The organism is Litoribacter ruber (assembly GCF_018500185.1).
GTDB classification, from domain to species: domain Bacteria; phylum Bacteroidota; class Bacteroidia; order Cytophagales; family Cyclobacteriaceae; genus Litoribacter; species Litoribacter ruber.
The window spans coordinates 128,722-144,381 of the sequence record NZ_JAHBGI010000008.1 but is presented as its reverse complement, the minus strand read 5'-3'; the positions used below and the strand labels follow the sequence as shown (position 1 = coordinate 144,381).

12 protein-coding genes are annotated in these 15,660 nt (G+C 44.7%); 9 read left to right on the top strand and 3 right to left on the bottom strand.

Translation table 11 applies throughout. The features are described 5' to 3' along the window. Positions 1-3: 3 nt before the first annotated feature. Together gldJ and mfd are read right to left on the bottom strand one after the other, a co-directional pair. The gene (gene gldJ / locus KIH41_RS12435; protein ID WP_213944388.1) at positions 4-1,218 is read right to left on the bottom strand and encodes a gliding motility lipoprotein GldJ; all 1,215 of its coding nucleotides are present in this window, start codon (positions 1,216-1,218) and stop codon (positions 4-6) included. A gap of 179 nt (positions 1,219-1,397) precedes the next feature. Further along, positions 1,398-4,745 carry a transcription-repair coupling factor gene (mfd, locus tag KIH41_RS12430; protein ID WP_214162580.1) on the bottom strand — a complete coding sequence of 1,116 codons (3,348 nt, stop codon included), beginning with the start codon at positions 4,743-4,745 and terminating at the stop codon, positions 1,398-1,400. Between the two features lie 115 nt (positions 4,746-4,860). On the opposite strand from mfd, the gene KIH41_RS12425 reads away from it, so the two are divergent. From KIH41_RS12425 to KIH41_RS12410, 4 genes are all read left to right on the top strand, one after another. Beyond that, the gene (locus KIH41_RS12425) at positions 4,861-5,475 is read left to right on the top strand and encodes a cytochrome C oxidase subunit III (protein WP_213944390.1); all 615 of its coding nucleotides are present in this window, start codon (positions 4,861-4,863) and stop codon (positions 5,473-5,475) included. A 57-nt stretch (positions 5,476-5,532) separates the two neighbouring features. Further along, positions 5,533-6,498 carry an FtsH protease activity modulator HflK gene (hflK, locus tag KIH41_RS12420; RefSeq protein ID WP_213944391.1) on the top strand — a complete coding sequence of 322 codons (966 nt, stop codon included), beginning with the start codon at positions 5,533-5,535 and terminating at the stop codon, positions 6,496-6,498. Between the two features lies 1 nt (position 6,499). Then, a complete protein-coding gene (gene hflC, locus KIH41_RS12415; protein ID WP_214162579.1) occupies positions 6,500-7,438 on the top strand; it encodes a protease modulator HflC in 939 nt (312 codons plus the stop codon). Positions 7,439-7,545: 107 nt separating this feature from the next. Continuing rightward, entirely contained in the window at positions 7,546-7,980 is a 435-nt protein-coding gene (locus tag KIH41_RS12410) for an SRPBCC family protein (RefSeq protein WP_214162578.1), read from the top strand. Here KIH41_RS12410 and KIH41_RS12405 read toward each other — a convergent pair. Continuing rightward, positions 7,977-8,447, bottom strand: a complete 471-nt coding sequence (locus KIH41_RS12405; protein ID WP_213944394.1) for a Fur family transcriptional regulator — start codon at positions 8,445-8,447, stop codon at positions 7,977-7,979. The genes KIH41_RS12410 and KIH41_RS12405 overlap by 4 nt on opposite strands. A gap of 179 nt (positions 8,448-8,626) precedes the next feature. Here KIH41_RS12405 and KIH41_RS12400 point away from each other — a divergent pair, with 179 nt between their 5' ends. From KIH41_RS12400 to KIH41_RS12380, 5 genes are all read left to right on the top strand, one after another. Continuing rightward, complete coding sequence (locus KIH41_RS12400; RefSeq protein ID WP_214162577.1) at positions 8,627-9,871, top strand: aspartyl protease family protein; 1,245 nt, start codon at positions 8,627-8,629, stop codon at positions 9,869-9,871. A 107-nt stretch (positions 9,872-9,978) separates the two neighbouring features. Then, positions 9,979-13,686 (top strand): PAS domain-containing sensor histidine kinase, encoded by a 3,708-nt coding sequence (locus tag KIH41_RS12395; protein ID WP_214162576.1) that lies wholly within the window; start codon positions 9,979-9,981, stop codon positions 13,684-13,686. A gap of 64 nt (positions 13,687-13,750) precedes the next feature. Next, entirely contained in the window at positions 13,751-14,341 is a 591-nt protein-coding gene (locus tag KIH41_RS12390) for a LemA family protein (RefSeq protein WP_213944397.1), read from the top strand. 11 nt (positions 14,342-14,352) lie between these two features. After that, positions 14,353-14,787, top strand: coding sequence for a TPM domain-containing protein (locus tag KIH41_RS12385; protein ID WP_213944398.1), 435 nt, complete (start codon positions 14,353-14,355; stop codon positions 14,785-14,787). Between the two features lie 3 nt (positions 14,788-14,790). After that, positions 14,791-15,615: a TPM domain-containing protein gene (locus KIH41_RS12380; RefSeq protein WP_213944399.1), complete on the top strand. Its 825-nt coding sequence runs from the start codon at positions 14,791-14,793 to the stop codon at positions 15,613-15,615. The last annotated feature ends 45 nt before the right edge of the window (positions 15,616-15,660 follow it).

The window sequence follows — 15,660 nt, the reverse complement described above, 5'->3', positions numbered from 1 at the left end:
TTCTTATTTGTTTTCGGCACCTACTCTGATCATGGCGCAACGGAAACCGATGTGGTTGGTTGCTGAATCTTGGTGCATAAATCTTCTTGTTCCAGGGGATAACCAGTAAGCAACATCTTTCCAGGAACCGCCTTTGTAAACTCTGAAGTTATCATCGATCAAGGAAGTACCGTAAGTTTCTTCTTCATCATAAATACCATCTCTTCTCAGAGGGTTAAGATCATCAAAATCTTGGAAGGAAAGTGGACGGTAAACATCCTGTACCCATTCGTTCATGTTTCCAGCCATGTTGTAAAGACCGAAATCATTTGGAGGGAAGTCATAAACGTTGGTCGGGATGATTTCACCATCGTTGGTCATACCACCTGCGATACCAGCGTAGTCACCTCGACCTCTTTTAAAGTTGGCCAAGAAATCACCTTGTCTTCTTTTTCTTTTGACATTGTAAGGGTTTCTCATGCCTCTACCATCCCAAGGATAGATTCTGCCATTTTCCTGGTTTTCATCTAAATACTGCGTACCGATCATGGCTTTTGCAGCGTATTCCCACTCCGCTTCATTTGGAAGTCTATATTGAGGAAGTACCACGCCTCTTTCGATAAGTTGGTTTCTAGTCAAAGTGGTATCCAACTTCTCTCTTTCCCTCATCAATTCGTTTACTCTTATCGTTCTCCACTCCGAGTAAGCGTTTGCCTGAACCCAGCTCACACCTGCTACAGGGTAGTAGTTGAACCCTGGGTGACGGAAATAGTAGGTGGAATAAACGTCATTATAGGACATGGCTCCCGCCCAAACTCTCTCATTTGGCTCTAGGCGAAGGATGGAGTCTTGGCTGACCCTTTTGCCCATGTCAAAAAGAAATTCCTTGTAGTCAAGGTTGGTTACCTCGGTTTCATCCATGTAGAATGAAGCGATGGTAACAGTTCTTTCCGCATTGTCTCGGAAGGCCATCACGTCTTGCTCCTGTGAACCGATCACCGCACGACCGCCTTGGATAAGCTTAAGTCTTGGCCCGACTACTTCTTTATTGACACGTACTACTCTAAATTGAGTGGTATCTCTGTCGTTAAAACTGAACTCGGCGCCCGTGGAGGCACTTTGCTTGCCTGGCTTACCGGCCGTTCTTCTGCCATCCCTGCTGCATGAAGACAAAGCTGTCACTGCCACTAGGGTCAGCACAGTTAAGAATAATCCTAAGTTTCTGTTTCCAAATATCATTTGACAATCAATTTTTGCTGCCTATTAAAGTGCTAATATATAATCTATAAAACCGTATTACAACTAAAAGAATTTTTTGTGAAACGCCCAAAAACCTGAATATTTCCTATTCTTTGGAAATTTAACATAAATATATGCTGAAATGACAAAATTTTACTTGTGAAAAAATTTTAAAAATTTCAGCTTTTCATGTCCTGTAGCCATTGCTTGGCTTTGCCGACTGAAGTTACTCCGCTGATTGTAAGTAACAAACGATTTTTGTGTTCCTTTATTTTACAAAATTTAGGCTGTGTTTGTATATAACCCAAAACTTTGCCAAAAATATCAGATTTGAAATAAGATTCTTTCGAGGAGGGCACAAAATAGCATTTCATCACCCCGTTCTTCAAAACCAATTTCTCAAAGCCCAGCTTTTCAGCCAGCCATCTTAACCTAACCGTTTCAAGCAAAGACTTGACCACTTCGGGAATTTGGCCAAATCTATCCTGAAGACTGGCGCTAAATTTCTCCAGCTCCTCTTCAGTCTTAATATTATCTAATTTTGAGTACAAACTCAACCTTTCTGAGATATTTGATACATAAGATTCAGGAATTAACAGTTCCATATCGGTTTCGATTACGCAATCCTGAACCAGAACTTCCACTTTTTCTTTCAAATCATCTTCAAATAAAGCAGCAAATTCATTCTCCTTCAATTCCTGAACTGCCTCATCAAGGATTTTGTGGTACATCTCAAAACCCAGATCTGTGATAAAGCCGCTTTGTTCGGCACCCAACAGATTTCCTGCGCCACGTATGTCAAGGTCACGCATGGCCACCTTGAAGCCATCGCCAAGATCTGAAAACTCCTCTAGGGTTTGCAACCTTTTTCTGGCTTCCGGGGTAAGTCCGGAGGTTGGAGGTGTCAAAAGATAACAGAATGCTTTCTTGTTGCTTCTTCCCACCCTTCCGCGCATTTGATGTAGATCGCTGAGCCCAAACATATGGGCTCTATTGATGATAATGGTGTTCGCATTCGGGATATCCAGCCCCGATTCAATAATATTGGTGGAGACCAGCACGTCAAATTCACCCTCGATAAAGTCCACCATAATCTTCTCCAGCTTCTTGCCATCCATCTGCCCGTGCGCACCGACCACTTTTGCGTCGGGTACCAAGCGCATAATGAGGTTGGCTATACTGTCAATTTCTCCCACCCGATTGTGGACAAAAAACACTTGCCCACCTCTTCTAATTTCATATGCGACTGCATCCCGAATCACTTCTTCCTGAAAAGTGTGGATCTCGGTAGTTACCGGCTGTCTATTTGGGGGAGGGGTGGCAATCACAGAAAGATCCCTGGCTCCCATAAGTGAGAAATGCAATGTCCTTGGTATCGGCGTGGCTGTCAATGTCAACACATCAACATTCACCCTCAATTCTTTTAGCTGGTCCTTGACCTTAACTCCGAATTTTTGCTCCTCATCAATTACCAAAAGGCCCAGATCCCTGAATTTTATGTCTTTGTTGACAATTCTATGCGTGCCGACCAAGATGTCGATTTCCCCGGAAGTGACCTGTTTGGTGATTTCCTTGATTTCTTTGGTGGTCCTGAAGCGGTTGATGTAATCCACCTTTACTGGGAAGTCCTGCAGCCTTTCCTTGAAAGTCTGATAATGCTGCATGGCCAAAATCGTGGTGGGAACCAGTATGGCAACTTGCTTGCGGTCGTTTACCGCCTTGAAAGCGGCCCGGATGGCGATTTCGGTTTTCCCAAAACCCACGTCACCGCACACGAGCCTGTCCATCGGATACTGCTTTTCCATGTCGGCCTTCACATCAGTGGTAGCCACGGCCTGGTCGGGGGTGTCATCATATAGGAAAGAACTTTCCAGTTCCACTTGCAGTACACTGTCCGGCTTGTATTGGTGCCCAGGGGCGTTTCTTCTTTTTGCATAAAGGGAGATGAGGTCTTTGGCGATATCCTTGACCTTTTTCTTGACCTTGCTTTTTTTGTTTTCCCATTCCGGGCTCCCAAGTTTGGACATACTGGGGGCGGTGCCTTCCTGACCGGAATATTTGGATATTTTATGCAGGGAGTGGATGTTGACATAGAGAAGATCGTCATCCCGAAAAATCAGCCTTACCGCCTCCTGGAAATTACCGTTGACATCCACCTTTTCCAATCCTGCAAACCTGCCCACCCCATAATCGACGTGTACTACATAGTCTCCTGGGTTGAGTGATTTCAGTTCCTTTAGGGTCAAGGCTTTTGTCTTGCTGGCTTTGGCCTTGGTTTTATAACGGTGGTACCGGTCAAAGATCTGGTGATCGGTATAGCAGGCTATTTTTTGAGACTTATCCACAAAACCCTGCCGGAGATTCATGGAAAGGGTCTGTACTTTCAAGGTTGGGTCCAGCTCCTCAAAGATATTGAGCAGTCTTTCGATCTGCTTTTCACTTTCAGAGCAAATGATGTTTATATAGCGTTTCTCAGCGTTTTCGCCCAAGTTATCCACAAGCAGGTCAAAATTCTTATTGAACGAAGGCTGCGGGGAAACATCAAATTCGTAGGTTTTTTTGGCCGACAGATAGAACTTGTTTCCAAATTCTATCTTATTGAATGGCTCAAGCTGCTTTTTGAATGAGGCTGCATTTTCAAAAAGCTCAGCAGGTGTATTCAGCAGCTTTTTAGGTTGGCCGTCCTGGGTTAGACTTTCATACTTGTCCACAGTTTTTTGATAGGCCGTGTCAAGCATGTCCAGGTTTTGCTGAAAGTCTTTAAACCAAATGATGGTGTCCTTTGGTAGAAATTCTATAAAGGATTGCCTTACTTCCTGAAGCAATTTGGTCTGTACATTGGGAATAATGTTAATCTTGTCGATTTCGGCAATGGAAAGTTGCGTTTCCGGATCAAAAGTCCGGATGCTTTCTATTTCTCTTCCAAAAAGGTCAAGTCTATAAGGCTCATCGTGGGCAAATGAAAAGATGTCAATAATCCCACCTCTAATGGCAAATTGGCCCGGCTCATACACAAAATCGGTTTTCTCGAAATCATAGGTAGTCAAAAGCTCCGAAATAAACTCCACATCCACCTTTTCCCCTTTTTGGGCTGTAAAGGTGTTTTCCTTGAGGGATTTTTTGTTGATAACTTTTTCAAATAGCGCCTCAGGATAGGTTACGATCAAAAGTTTTCCCTTGTCTTTGTCCGAAATGAGGTTCAAAATTTCGGCCCTCATCAGCACATTCGCATTTTCCACTTCATCATGCTGATAAGGTTTTTTATAGGAAGTGGGGAAAATATAGATTTCTTGGTCAATCAGGGAGGAAAGGTCACTGGCCAAATACGCCGCTTCTTCCTTGTCGTGGGCCACGATAAGCTGGTGGCTGGATAGCTGCTCAAAGAGTGTGGAAGCAAGCACCATGTCCAGACTTCCATAAACCCCTTTGAGGTGAAAAGTATCGCCAGTATGCTTTTTGAGATCCGCGGCAATTGTTTTGACAACTGGGTCGTGTTGATAGAGGGAAAGAAAAGCCTGTTTTTCCAAGGTATATGGTTTTTGAGGGTTAATTCTGCAGGTGCAAAGTTAGGAATTCATTTTTTACAATGGATTATCTTTCCACTTCAGAACCTATGTTATTTTTAAATGTTTTATATATGAATTGTATGATATAGGCGTGGCTACATGGTTTAAGAAAGTGGAAGATATGCATCCGTACCAAACATTGGTTTATTTGGGGATGTTCGGCAGCGGGCTGATATTTTTGTATCTCAGCATTGCATTTGTGTTTTCCTTCCAGCAGCAATTCGTATTGCAGGCATTTAGGGTGCCCATCTCTTTTTTGGCTAGTCTCGGGGTGATGGTTGTCAGCGGGGTGGCGGCTTCTAAATTGCTGGATCTATATATTCGGGATGAATTTGTGAAGCTCAAGGAGATGGTGCTGAGCATGCTGTTGTTGGGGCTGATTTTTACACTATTACAGCTTTTGGGTTGGCTAGAGCTGCAAAATATGGGAGTGAGGTTCAAAGGAGTAGCCTCAGAGAGTTATCTGTTTTTGCTTACGGGAATTCATGCGATTCACCTTTTAGGAGCGCTGGTTTTTGCGGGCATGCTGTATGCACAATTGAAGCTTTCTTCCAAAGATGCATTCAAAAGCATGCTTTTTATGATCAACCCATTTGAAAAAATGAAAATCCGGCTCTTCGTGATTTACTGGTACTTTATGGATGTGATTTGGGTGGTACTTTTTCTTTTGATTTTTGCCTCATTTAGCTAACTTTTACCTGCGTTAAGCAATTTATCGTTACCTTCACCGAAAACAATAAGTTAGAAAATGTCAGAAAGAGAGTATGAGATCAATATCAATCCAGACTGGATAAAGATGTATCTCGGCAAAATTGTGCTAGGGCTGTTAATCCTGGTGGGGATCTTCACGGCCGTCAAGACTGTAGGGCCCGAGGAAGAGGGAGTGGTGGTCCGGCTTGGGGAATTTGACCGGGTGGTGGAGCCAGGGCTTAATTTCATTTTCCCCTATGGAATAGAAACCATGCATAAAATCCCTGTTCAGCGTCAGTTGAAGCAGGAATTTGGTTTCAGAACTGAATCGGCCAATCAGCGTTCGGAATATTCCAAAACAGCCTATGGGGATGAATCCATGATGCTCACCGGCGACCTCAACCTCACCGATGTAGAATGGGTGGTGCAATACAGGATCATCGATTCTTACAAATTTTTATTCAGGGTGAGAAATGCCGAAAAGACCCTTCGTGACATGTCCGAAGCGGCAATGCGGAAAATCGTCGGCGATCACACCGTAAATGAGGTGCTGACTGTGGGTAGGCAGCAGATCGCCACAAGTGTGGAAGTCCTGCTACAGGAGCTTTGTGACGAATATGAAAACGGCATCCGTATCGACCAGGTGGTGTTGCAGGATGTGAACCCGCCAGATCCGGTAAAACCCTCATTTAACGCAGTGAACCAGGCTCAGCAGGAAAGGGAAACCCTGATCAACCAAGCGGAGGCTGAATACAACCGGGTGATTCCCAGGGCCCGAGGTGAGGCAGATGAGACCATCCAACTGGCAGAGGCCTTTGCCCTGAACCGGGTAAACCGCGCAAGGGGTGAGGCTGAGCGTTTCAATTCGCTTTTTGAAGCTTACCAACAAGCACCCGAAGTGACCAAGCAGCGGATTTATCTGGAAACCATGGAGAAAATCCTTCCCAAAATCGGCAACAAAGTCATTACTGATGAGAAGGGCAACAATGTATTGCCACTCTTGAACCTGGATAAAAAGAATTGATATGAGAAAGAATAATATTGGCTGGATAGTTTTGGCGGCGGTAGCTATTATTCTACTGACGAGCAGTATTTATATTTTGGATGAAACCCAACAGGCTATCGTGACGCAATTTGGTAAGCCCGTGGGCCAGCCAAGGACGAGCCCAGGCCTTCACTTCAAGACGCCATTTATCCATAAAGTGCAGTTTTTTGACAGGCGCTACTTGGAGTGGGACGGAGATAAAAACCAAGTACCCACCAAAGACAAGAAGTTTATCTTTGTGGATACTTATGCCCGCTGGGAGATCACCGACCCCCTGCAGTTCTTCATCAGGCTGCGGGATGAGCGATCAGCGCAATCCAGGCTGGACGATATTTTGGACGGAGAAACCAGAAATGCCATTGCTAGTCATGAATTATTGGATCTGGTGAGATCAACGAACAGAGATCCAGAGGTGACGGAGGATTTTATGGAGGAAATAGAGATTTTGGAGGATATCAACGTGGGGCGTGCCCAGATCGAGCGGATCATTCTGGAAAAGGCCAACCAGCGTACCACCGATCTCGGAGTTCGGATCTTGGACTTCAGGTTTAAAAGAATGAACTATGTGGATGAGGTGAGAGATAGGGTGTATGATAGAATGATCAGTGAACGAAACCGGATCGCAGACCAATTCAGATCCGAAGGACAGGGAGAAGCTAGAAAAATCGAAGGTAATAAAGAGCGTGATTTGGCACAAATCCAGTCGGAGGCCTTCCGTGAGGCGGAGGAGATCAAAGGTAGAGCAGATGCTGAGGCTACCAGGATTTATGCCTCAGCTTACAACAAGAACAGGCAATCGGTGGATTTGTACAAGTTTTTGCGAACTATGGAGAGCTTTGAGAAGTCCATGGATGATAAGACAAGCTTGATCATTTCCTCTGATAGCGAGTTTTTCAAGTATCTGAACAAGCTGCCTTAAAAAGGTTGTGTAATATAAAATGTTGATTAGTCCCCTTAAGTAAAAATATGCTTGAGGGGACCTTTTTTTGTGGAAAACAAAAGATTAAATTTTTGACTTTATATCCCATGAGAATCAGCTTCAAAACTTTGGTAAATCAGGACTTGGGCAAGGTAAAGTCCCAGTTTAACAGTAGCCTTCTGGAAAAATTAAGCCCCCCGTTTCCAAAAGTGTCCATCAAGCGCTTTGACGGGATCGATTTGGAGGACCAGTTTGAGATGGAGTTGAACTTTGGGTTTTTCAAACAGCAGTGGAAAGGAAAAGTTACCCGCTCTTATGAAGGAAAGGAAACCTTTTTCTTTATCGATGAGGGCAATAAGCTTCCGTTTTTTCTAAAATCCTGGAAACATCAGCACCTGCTTTTGAGCAAAAACGGAAAAACGGAAATTGTGGATAACATCACTTTTGAGGGTAAGGTTTTTCCCCTTACCCTGTTGCTTTATCCAGCCATGTATTTGCAGTTTTTGTACCGTAAGCCTATCTATAGGCGGCTTTTCCGTTAGCCGAGCTTTAGGTTTTCACAATCCGGAATCTGGCAGTCCCCATAGAGAACCAGGGAATGGCTGGAAATGGCCGATTGGAATTCTTTTCCCATGGCTTCCTTGATCAGGTTGATCCTTTCGTCAGAAAACTCACGGATCTTCCGGCATTGATTGCAGACATGGTGGTCATGGTGCTTGTAAGTAAGGGCCTGCTCGTAGAGGGCCACTTTGTCTTTGAACTGATGCTTAACCGCCAGGCCACATTCCACCAGCAGGTCGAGGGTATTGTATATAGTGGCTCTACTGATGGAGTAGCCCTTGTTTCTCATCAAAAGGAACAGCCCTTCGACGTCTATGTGTTCATCCTGCGGTAGGGCGTATAGCTCATCGATCACCGAAAACCTTTCCGGTGTTTTGCGGCTCCCCTGCCTGCTGAGGAAATTTTCAAAAATCTTCTTTGCCTTTTCTAAAACCGACTTTTCTGCCATAAGAAATTGTAATAATCAATAAAGATGCAGGATTTTTCAATTTTTTCAAACCAGGAGGTTTTAATATGCTGTTATTTGCTATCATTCTAAATAATCGACTAAAACTTGCATGGGAATTAGGCTTTAGGAATGGGAAGACAAAAAATATTTATATATTAATGGGCAGGATTAAACCCATTATGATCAAACCCAGACTCTTATACATCATTTTTCTATTGTTTTTTGCCTTCGAAAGCTTTGGCCAGGTGCCGGGGTTTTTCATGGAAGAAGAGCAAAACCGGGTGGAAATGCAGTTTATTTCCAACAACAACCTGATCATCCTGCCTGCCTCTATCAATGGAGGACCCAAATTAAACTTCCTAATTGATACCGGGGTAAAGTCCAACCTGCTTTTCAGCAAAACCATCGGCGATCAGCTTGACCTTTTTTATTCCCGAAAGATCAACCTCATGGGAGCCGATGGCAAAACCGTGCTCTCGGCCTCCATCAGTCCCAATAATGAAATCCAAATGGACGGTGTGGTAGGCAGGGTTCAAGCGTTATTGGTCTTGGATGAGGATTTTGTGGAACTGGAAAGAGTGGTGGGGATTCCCATTCATGGGGTGATCGGGCATGAGTTTTTCAAGCTTAACCCGGTAAGGGTGGATTACGACAACAATATCCTCACTTTTTTCAGGGAAAACAGATTCAGGAGGAAGCCCTTTGGTTACAAAAGAATGAAGATGACCTTGGAGAATGGCAAGCCCTATGTCACCAGCATTATTAGGCAGTCTCCTGGGCCTACCCTGCAGGCCAAGCTGCTCATAGATACTGGGGCAAATCATGGGCTGCTTTTGAACCAAGAAACCTCCGAGGAAATAGTATTACCGGAAAGGACTTTGGAAAGTGATCTCGGAACAAGCTTAGGAGGGGACCTGACCGGCGAAGTTGGGAGGGTGAGAAAACTGACCGTGGGTCGCTTGAGGTTCAACGATATAATTACTTCCTATCCTGATGAAACGCAATTTTCGGATATCATTATTGAAACGGGAAGGCTTGGCAGCTTGGGCTCGGATGTGCTCAGCCGGGCAATCATCATCTATGATTATCCGCAGGAAAGGCTTTATTATAAGCGGGGCAGGGCTTACCGGCAACCTTTTGAGTTTGACATGAGTGGGCTTACGATCCGAATGCCGATGATAGCCGAAAAGCGCTTTTTTATTGAGCAGATCAGAAGCGACTCCCCAGCGGAGAGGAGCGGCTTCAAGGTGGGGGATGAAATAGTGGCCGTCAATGGCATTCCGGTAGAGTTTTGGAACCTGCCCGATGTCACAGAATTGTTGAGAAGCCGGGATGGCAGAAGGGTCAAGGTGGAGGTGCACCGGATCATTAAAGATGCCAAGGTCAATTTGGTAAAGGACCTGAGGCTTGAGCGCCAGATTTAAAGAGTAAATGGCCTATTTCCCACAAAATAATATATTCAATATAAATTGTTGAAGTCAAGATAAATAGGCTATTTTTGGGAAACTACTTGTGTAATTGATTAGATAAAATGGTGGTAGAAGCCGACTTAAATATTGAGAATATACTTTTAACTCTCAAAAAACATCCAAATCAGCGTTTTGAGTTACTATATCTTTCTACAGCCCTTAAGAAATTTCTGAATGAGGGTGAGAAAGAGATGCAGGATTCCTTTTTCGAGAGGCTCATGCCTACTTTGGACCGGCCCTTCTTTGCCAAAATGTTTGCGACAGTAGGAAGTGGGGTTCAGATCTGCACCCCATTTGTCCTCAATCCATACATGTTTACTTTTGCGCAGCTGGAAGGCTGCGTGATTGCTCAGGAAGACAAGTCTTATCTGTGCAACATCCTGATATTTCAGCAACCCGCACCGAAGGAAATCCACCTCAGCTGGTTGCTTACCCCTACTGGGGAGGTGATATGCTATGAGAAAAATCAGCTGAAGAAAAAGCTGAACACCCTCCGCGAGATTCAATACTTCCTTTTGGAAAGGTTCAATTTTTTGAACAGCAATGATCTAGAGCGCTTCCTTCAATCTGAAGCCAATTCCAAGTTTGAAATATTCAGCAAGCAATTGTTTATAAAGTCCGAAATGCTCCAAAATGGGCACAGGATGATCTCCATTTGCTATGGTTCGGCAGACAATGAGCTGGATATCGTGGATGAGGAGGTTTACGATCAGGTGATCAAGCAGCAATCTGGGGCCATATATTACGAGCACGAAATCGGGAATAAGGTAGTCAGATGGTCAGGTGCTATTGAAAAAGTATTAGGGTACACTCAGGCCGAATTTAAGGATTTTTCAGTTTTGGATTGGTCTGATTTGATCCATCCCGATGATCGTGGTTCATTGATAACAGGTTTTGATGAAAAACTTGATCTCGAGCAGACCCTCGATGTGGTCTACAGAATGAGAAACAAGGCTGGGGAGTATATTTATGTTCATGATTTGGCCAAGCCGTTTTTTCAATCTGCCACGGGCAAAATGTTTGTCCTTGGAGCCATACGTGATATTTCTGAGCTTAAGCAGGCCGAGATGGACCTTTTGGACAACAAGTCCAAGCTCAAAGAGCTCACCGGAGTAGTGCCAGGCATGGTGTACATGTTGAAAAGAGGCGTGGGGGGATTCCGACAGTTTATGTTTGTGAGTGAGGGGTCCAAGCAGCTTTTTGAAGTGGATGCTTCGGTTTTCACAGATTCTGTACAAAGCCTTATCGAACTCATCCACCCGGAGGATGTGGAGGAAGTTTTGAGAATTGATGAGGAATCTTTCTTGGCGGGGACCAAATTCGAATCGCATTTCAGAATTATTACTCCAAGCGGACAGACTAAGTGGATTTATGGAGCTTCCAACAAACTAGAGCAGTATGAAAACGAATACATTTGGGCGGGATTTTTCATTGACATTACCTATACCAAGGAGAAAGAAACGGAAGCTCAATTTAATTATTTAAAATACCGCTCCCTATATGAGGAGAGTCCATTGGCCATTATACAGTTTGATTCCGGTGGGAAGATTCAGGGCCTGAACAAAAGGTTGCTTCAAAAGCTGAAACTGGATAATGAGGATGTTTTAGTGGGAAAAGATCTGCGTGAAATTTTGGATGGGAAACCTGCTTATAAAGCGTTTCAGGATGCCCTTCGTACCGGGGAAGGCTTTTATGAGGGCCCATACTTGACCTATTACCATAAGATAGGCTACTATGTAAGAATCACGGTCAAATCCATTGAAAACAGTGAGATCCTTTTGGCCACTATTGAAGATTTGACTGAGCAGGAATTCATCCAGAATATATTAAACAAGGTAGCGGACATTTCGGCCCAGCTCAAAGGGACGGAGTTTTTCAATAAGCTCTGCGAATTGCTCACCCAAAGGCTGGGTATCAGATACTGTATGATAGGGGAATTTTTGCCCAAGTCAGGTGACATCCGCACGCTGGCGGTGGCCAAGGCTGGGCAATTATTGCCCAATTTCAACTATCCACTGGAACACACGCCTTGTTCCACGGCGATTTACCATGCAGAACACTATCCGGTCATCATCAGGGATGGAGTGGCTGACGAATATTATAAGGATAAAATGCTGGCTGATCTTAAGATCGTGTCTTATGGGGCCATTTCGATTCTGGATGCAGAAGATAACAAGATCGGGATATTGACTTTTATGGACGATAAGCCAATGGAGAATGAGGAGAACATTTCCAAGATCCTCAAAATCCTTGGTGACCGTATTGGAGTGGAGATGCAGCGCGTAAAGTATGAGCAAGAGCTTGTCACCACTAACCACCTGCAGCAGGCTATTCTGAATGGCGCCGATTATGCCATTTTCTCTGTGGATAACCATTTCAATATTAATCTGATCAATGCCAAAACCCTGGAGATTTTCAACATTGATAACAAGGATCAACTGTTGGATATCAGGCTGATTGATAAAAATAAGTTGATCAGGCTGAAGAGCCTGATCGCAAAGGCGTCTAGGTCAAAGAATTATTCCTCTTATTTCCACCTGCCGATACCGGAAGGTGAACATAGAGAGCTGAAAATTTCTGTAGTCACCCTTGGGGATGATCGGGATAGCAATTATGTGATTTTTGCTGACGACATCACTGAAAGAACCTCTGCGGAGAAAAAACTTATAGAATCAGAGCAACTTTACCGAAGCATTGCCGAAAACTTCCCGAAAGGAACGGTAGATGTGCTGGATAAAGACTTGAGGTATATTTATACCGAAGGAAAGGAATATCAGCACCTGGGCATGAACCCTAAGGAGCTGATCGGTTCTTTTCATCTTCTCAAATACGAAGCAGAGGTAGCCGTGGAGGCAAAAACTCATTTGGATGCGGTGCTCCATGGTGAAACGGTGATGTATGAAATCACGTATGGCGGCCAATATTATCTGAAAAGTGGGGTTCCCTTGACCAATGCGGACGGCGAAATTGACCGGATACTATTGGTAACCCAGAACATCACCGAATCCAAGAAATCCGAAAAGGAAAGGGAAAAGCTCATTAAAGACTTAAAGTCCCATAATGAAGAGTTGCAACGGTTTGCATATATCGTTTCCCATAATCTGAGGGCTCCGATTGTCAACATTTCGGCGTTGCTGAATCTTTACGATGAAGAAGATCCTGCTGACCCTGAAAATAAAGAGGTGATCGAGAACCTGAAGATCTCCACCGAACTGCTCAGCGCCACCCTCATGGATCTCATCGAGGTGGTTTCCATTAAGAAGCAGAAGGTTCCAAAAGTGGAGCATCTCAGCTTCCAGCATGTTATCAACAATGTGGAAAGAAGCCTTTATCAGCAAATTGTTGAATCTGGGGTGAAAATCACCACAGATTTCAATGAAGCGCCTGACATTAATTATGTTTATTCGCATCTGGAAAATTTCTTCTTGAATTTCCTGACCAATGCCATCAAGTACAAGCACCCGGAGCGACCGCCTGCCCTGCATGTGGAATCATATAAAATGGGTGAATTCCATGTGATAGCTTTCTCTGACAATGGTATTGGGCTTGACCTAGAGCGGTATGGAGACAGGTTGTTCGGACTTTATCAAAGGTTCCATTCCCATGTCGATGGGAAGGGCCTGGGGCTTTATTTGGTAAGAGAACAAATCAGGGCTTTTGACGGTGATTTGACCGTGGAAAGTGAGCTAGGAAAAGGCACGACTTTCAAGGTTTTCCTGAAGAGCATGGCGCTCAAAGACCCCGTAACCGAACCCTCAATTAACTCATAAAAAGGCAACCCTATCGGCTTTCTTCCGTGTTTATTGCTAAATTTGAGTGAAATTTAGCATTGATATGAAAAAAGCATTAATTCCGATTATTGTGGTGGCCTTAGTTGGCCTTTTTATGTACACCAAAGCCGTTGGGGTTTACAACCAGTTTGTACAAAAAGAAGAAACCATCAACGGGCAATGGGCTGAAGTGGAAACCCAGTATCAGCGCCGGGCGGATCTTATCCCCAATTTAGTAAATACGGTGAGAGGATATGCTGACTTTGAGCGTGAGACGCTCGAAGGGGTAATCAACGCTAGAGCCAGAGCCACTTCTGTAAATGTGAATGCAGATAACCTCACTCCTGAACAGATTGCCGAATTCCAAGGCGCCCAAGATCAATTGAGCGGTGCGCTGAGCCGTCTTTTGGTAAGTGTGGAAAGATATCCGGAACTCAAAGCCAATGAAAACTTCCGTGACCTACAGGCCCAACTGGAGGGAACTGAAAACCGGATTGCCGTAGCCCGAAGAAACTTTAACCAGTCGGTGCAAAGCTACAATGCTGAATTGAGAACTTTCCCCAACAACATATTTGCTGGATGGTATGGATTTGACCGCAAAGGCTACTTTGAGGCCACTGCAGGTGCAGAGCAGGCTCCAACGGTACAGTTTTAAATTCACTTACTATGCCTGAAAAACTCTTTTCCCCCCAGGACAGACAGATAATCATAGATGCGATAAAGCAGGCCGAAAGAACCACTTCCGGTGAGATACAGGTCCATCTGGAGAACCATTGCTCCGCAGATGTGATGGATCGGGCTGCGGAGGTTTTTGAATTGCTGAAGATGCACAAAACCCAATACAGAAACGCGGTGCTATTTTACCTGGCCGTAGAGGATCACAAATTTGCCATCCTTGGTGATGCAGGGATCAACCGGGTGGTTCCCCCACATTTCTGGGAGGATATTAAGGAGGCCATGCTAGCCCAATTCAAAAACAAGGAATACACTGAAGGTTTGCGTATAGGCATAGAAATGACAGGCCAGCAACTACAGGTGCATTTTCCTTATGACCAAAAAGGGGACGACAACGAGCTCCCTGATGAAATCTCTTTCGGATAAAACATGTCTTTATTTCCCAAATACTTCCTATTGCTTTCCTTATTCTTGGTTTTCGGAAATGTCTTCGCCCAATCTGAGGGTGATTTTCCTCCGGTGCCATCTCCCCCCAGGCTGGTAAATGACTTTGCCGAGGTTTTATCCAGTTCTGAGCGCAATCGATTGGAACAAAAGCTGGTGGCCTATGCTGACAGCACCAGCAACCAGGTAAGTATCGTGCTCATCAAATCCATCGGGCCTTATGATATCAGCGATTATACATTTCAGTTGGGCGACCGATGGGGCATAGGTACGAAGGAAAAGGAAAACGGGGTTTTGATTCTGGCAGCTATGGAAGACCGAAAGGTGTTTATCGCTACCGGTTATGGGCTGGAGGGTGCCATTCCCGATGTGATGGCACGCAGAATCGTTGACCAGGTAATTGTGCCAAATTTCAGAATGGAGGGTTACTATCAGGGACTGGACAAAGCCACCGATATGATCATCAAGCTGGCAGCTGGAGAGTACCAAGCTGACCGTGCCCAGCGCCAAGGTAATTCCGGAGGGGCAATCTTTTTCTTTTTGTTCTTCCTATTTCTGTTTGTCATCCTTCCGATGATTAGAAACAAAAGCGACAACAACAACCACATGGGTGGCCGTGGAGGCGGGGTGGATGTCTTTACCACCTTGATGTTGATGAATATGCTCGGTGGAGGCAGAAGCCGTGGCAAGTACGGGGATTTCTCATCCGGTCGGGGCTCATTCGGAGGCGGCTCCTTTGGCGGGGGTGGCGGCTTCGGTGGTTTTGGCGGCGGCAGCTTCGGAGGGGGCGGTGCCGGAGGAAGTTGGTAATTTTCCACTTGTCATATAATTGATAATATAAGCAGGTAAACTTTT

Excerpts from the sequence above, each read along its gene's own strand:
- gldJ (WP_213944388.1), bottom strand. The coding sequence starts at position 1,218 with ATGATATTTGGAAACAGAAACTTAGGATTATTCTTAACTGTGCTGACC.
- hflK (WP_213944391.1), top strand. The coding sequence starts at position 5,533 with ATGTCAGAAAGAGAGTATGAGATCAATATCAATCCAGACTGGATAAAG.
- hflC (WP_214162579.1), top strand. The coding sequence starts at position 6,500 with ATGAGAAAGAATAATATTGGCTGGATAGTTTTGGCGGCGGTAGCTATT.
- KIH41_RS12410 (WP_214162578.1), top strand. The coding sequence starts at position 7,546 with ATGAGAATCAGCTTCAAAACTTTGGTAAATCAGGACTTGGGCAAGGTA.
- KIH41_RS12405 (WP_213944394.1), bottom strand. The coding sequence starts at position 8,447 with ATGGCAGAAAAGTCGGTTTTAGAAAAGGCAAAGAAGATTTTTGAAAAT.
- KIH41_RS12400 (WP_214162577.1), top strand. The coding sequence starts at position 8,627 with ATGATCAAACCCAGACTCTTATACATCATTTTTCTATTGTTTTTTGCC.
- KIH41_RS12395 (WP_214162576.1), top strand. The coding sequence starts at position 9,979 with ATGGTGGTAGAAGCCGACTTAAATATTGAGAATATACTTTTAACTCTC.
- KIH41_RS12390 (WP_213944397.1), top strand. The coding sequence starts at position 13,751 with ATGAAAAAAGCATTAATTCCGATTATTGTGGTGGCCTTAGTTGGCCTT.
- KIH41_RS12385 (WP_213944398.1), top strand. The coding sequence starts at position 14,353 with ATGCCTGAAAAACTCTTTTCCCCCCAGGACAGACAGATAATCATAGAT.
- KIH41_RS12380 (WP_213944399.1), top strand. The coding sequence starts at position 14,791 with ATGTCTTTATTTCCCAAATACTTCCTATTGCTTTCCTTATTCTTGGTT.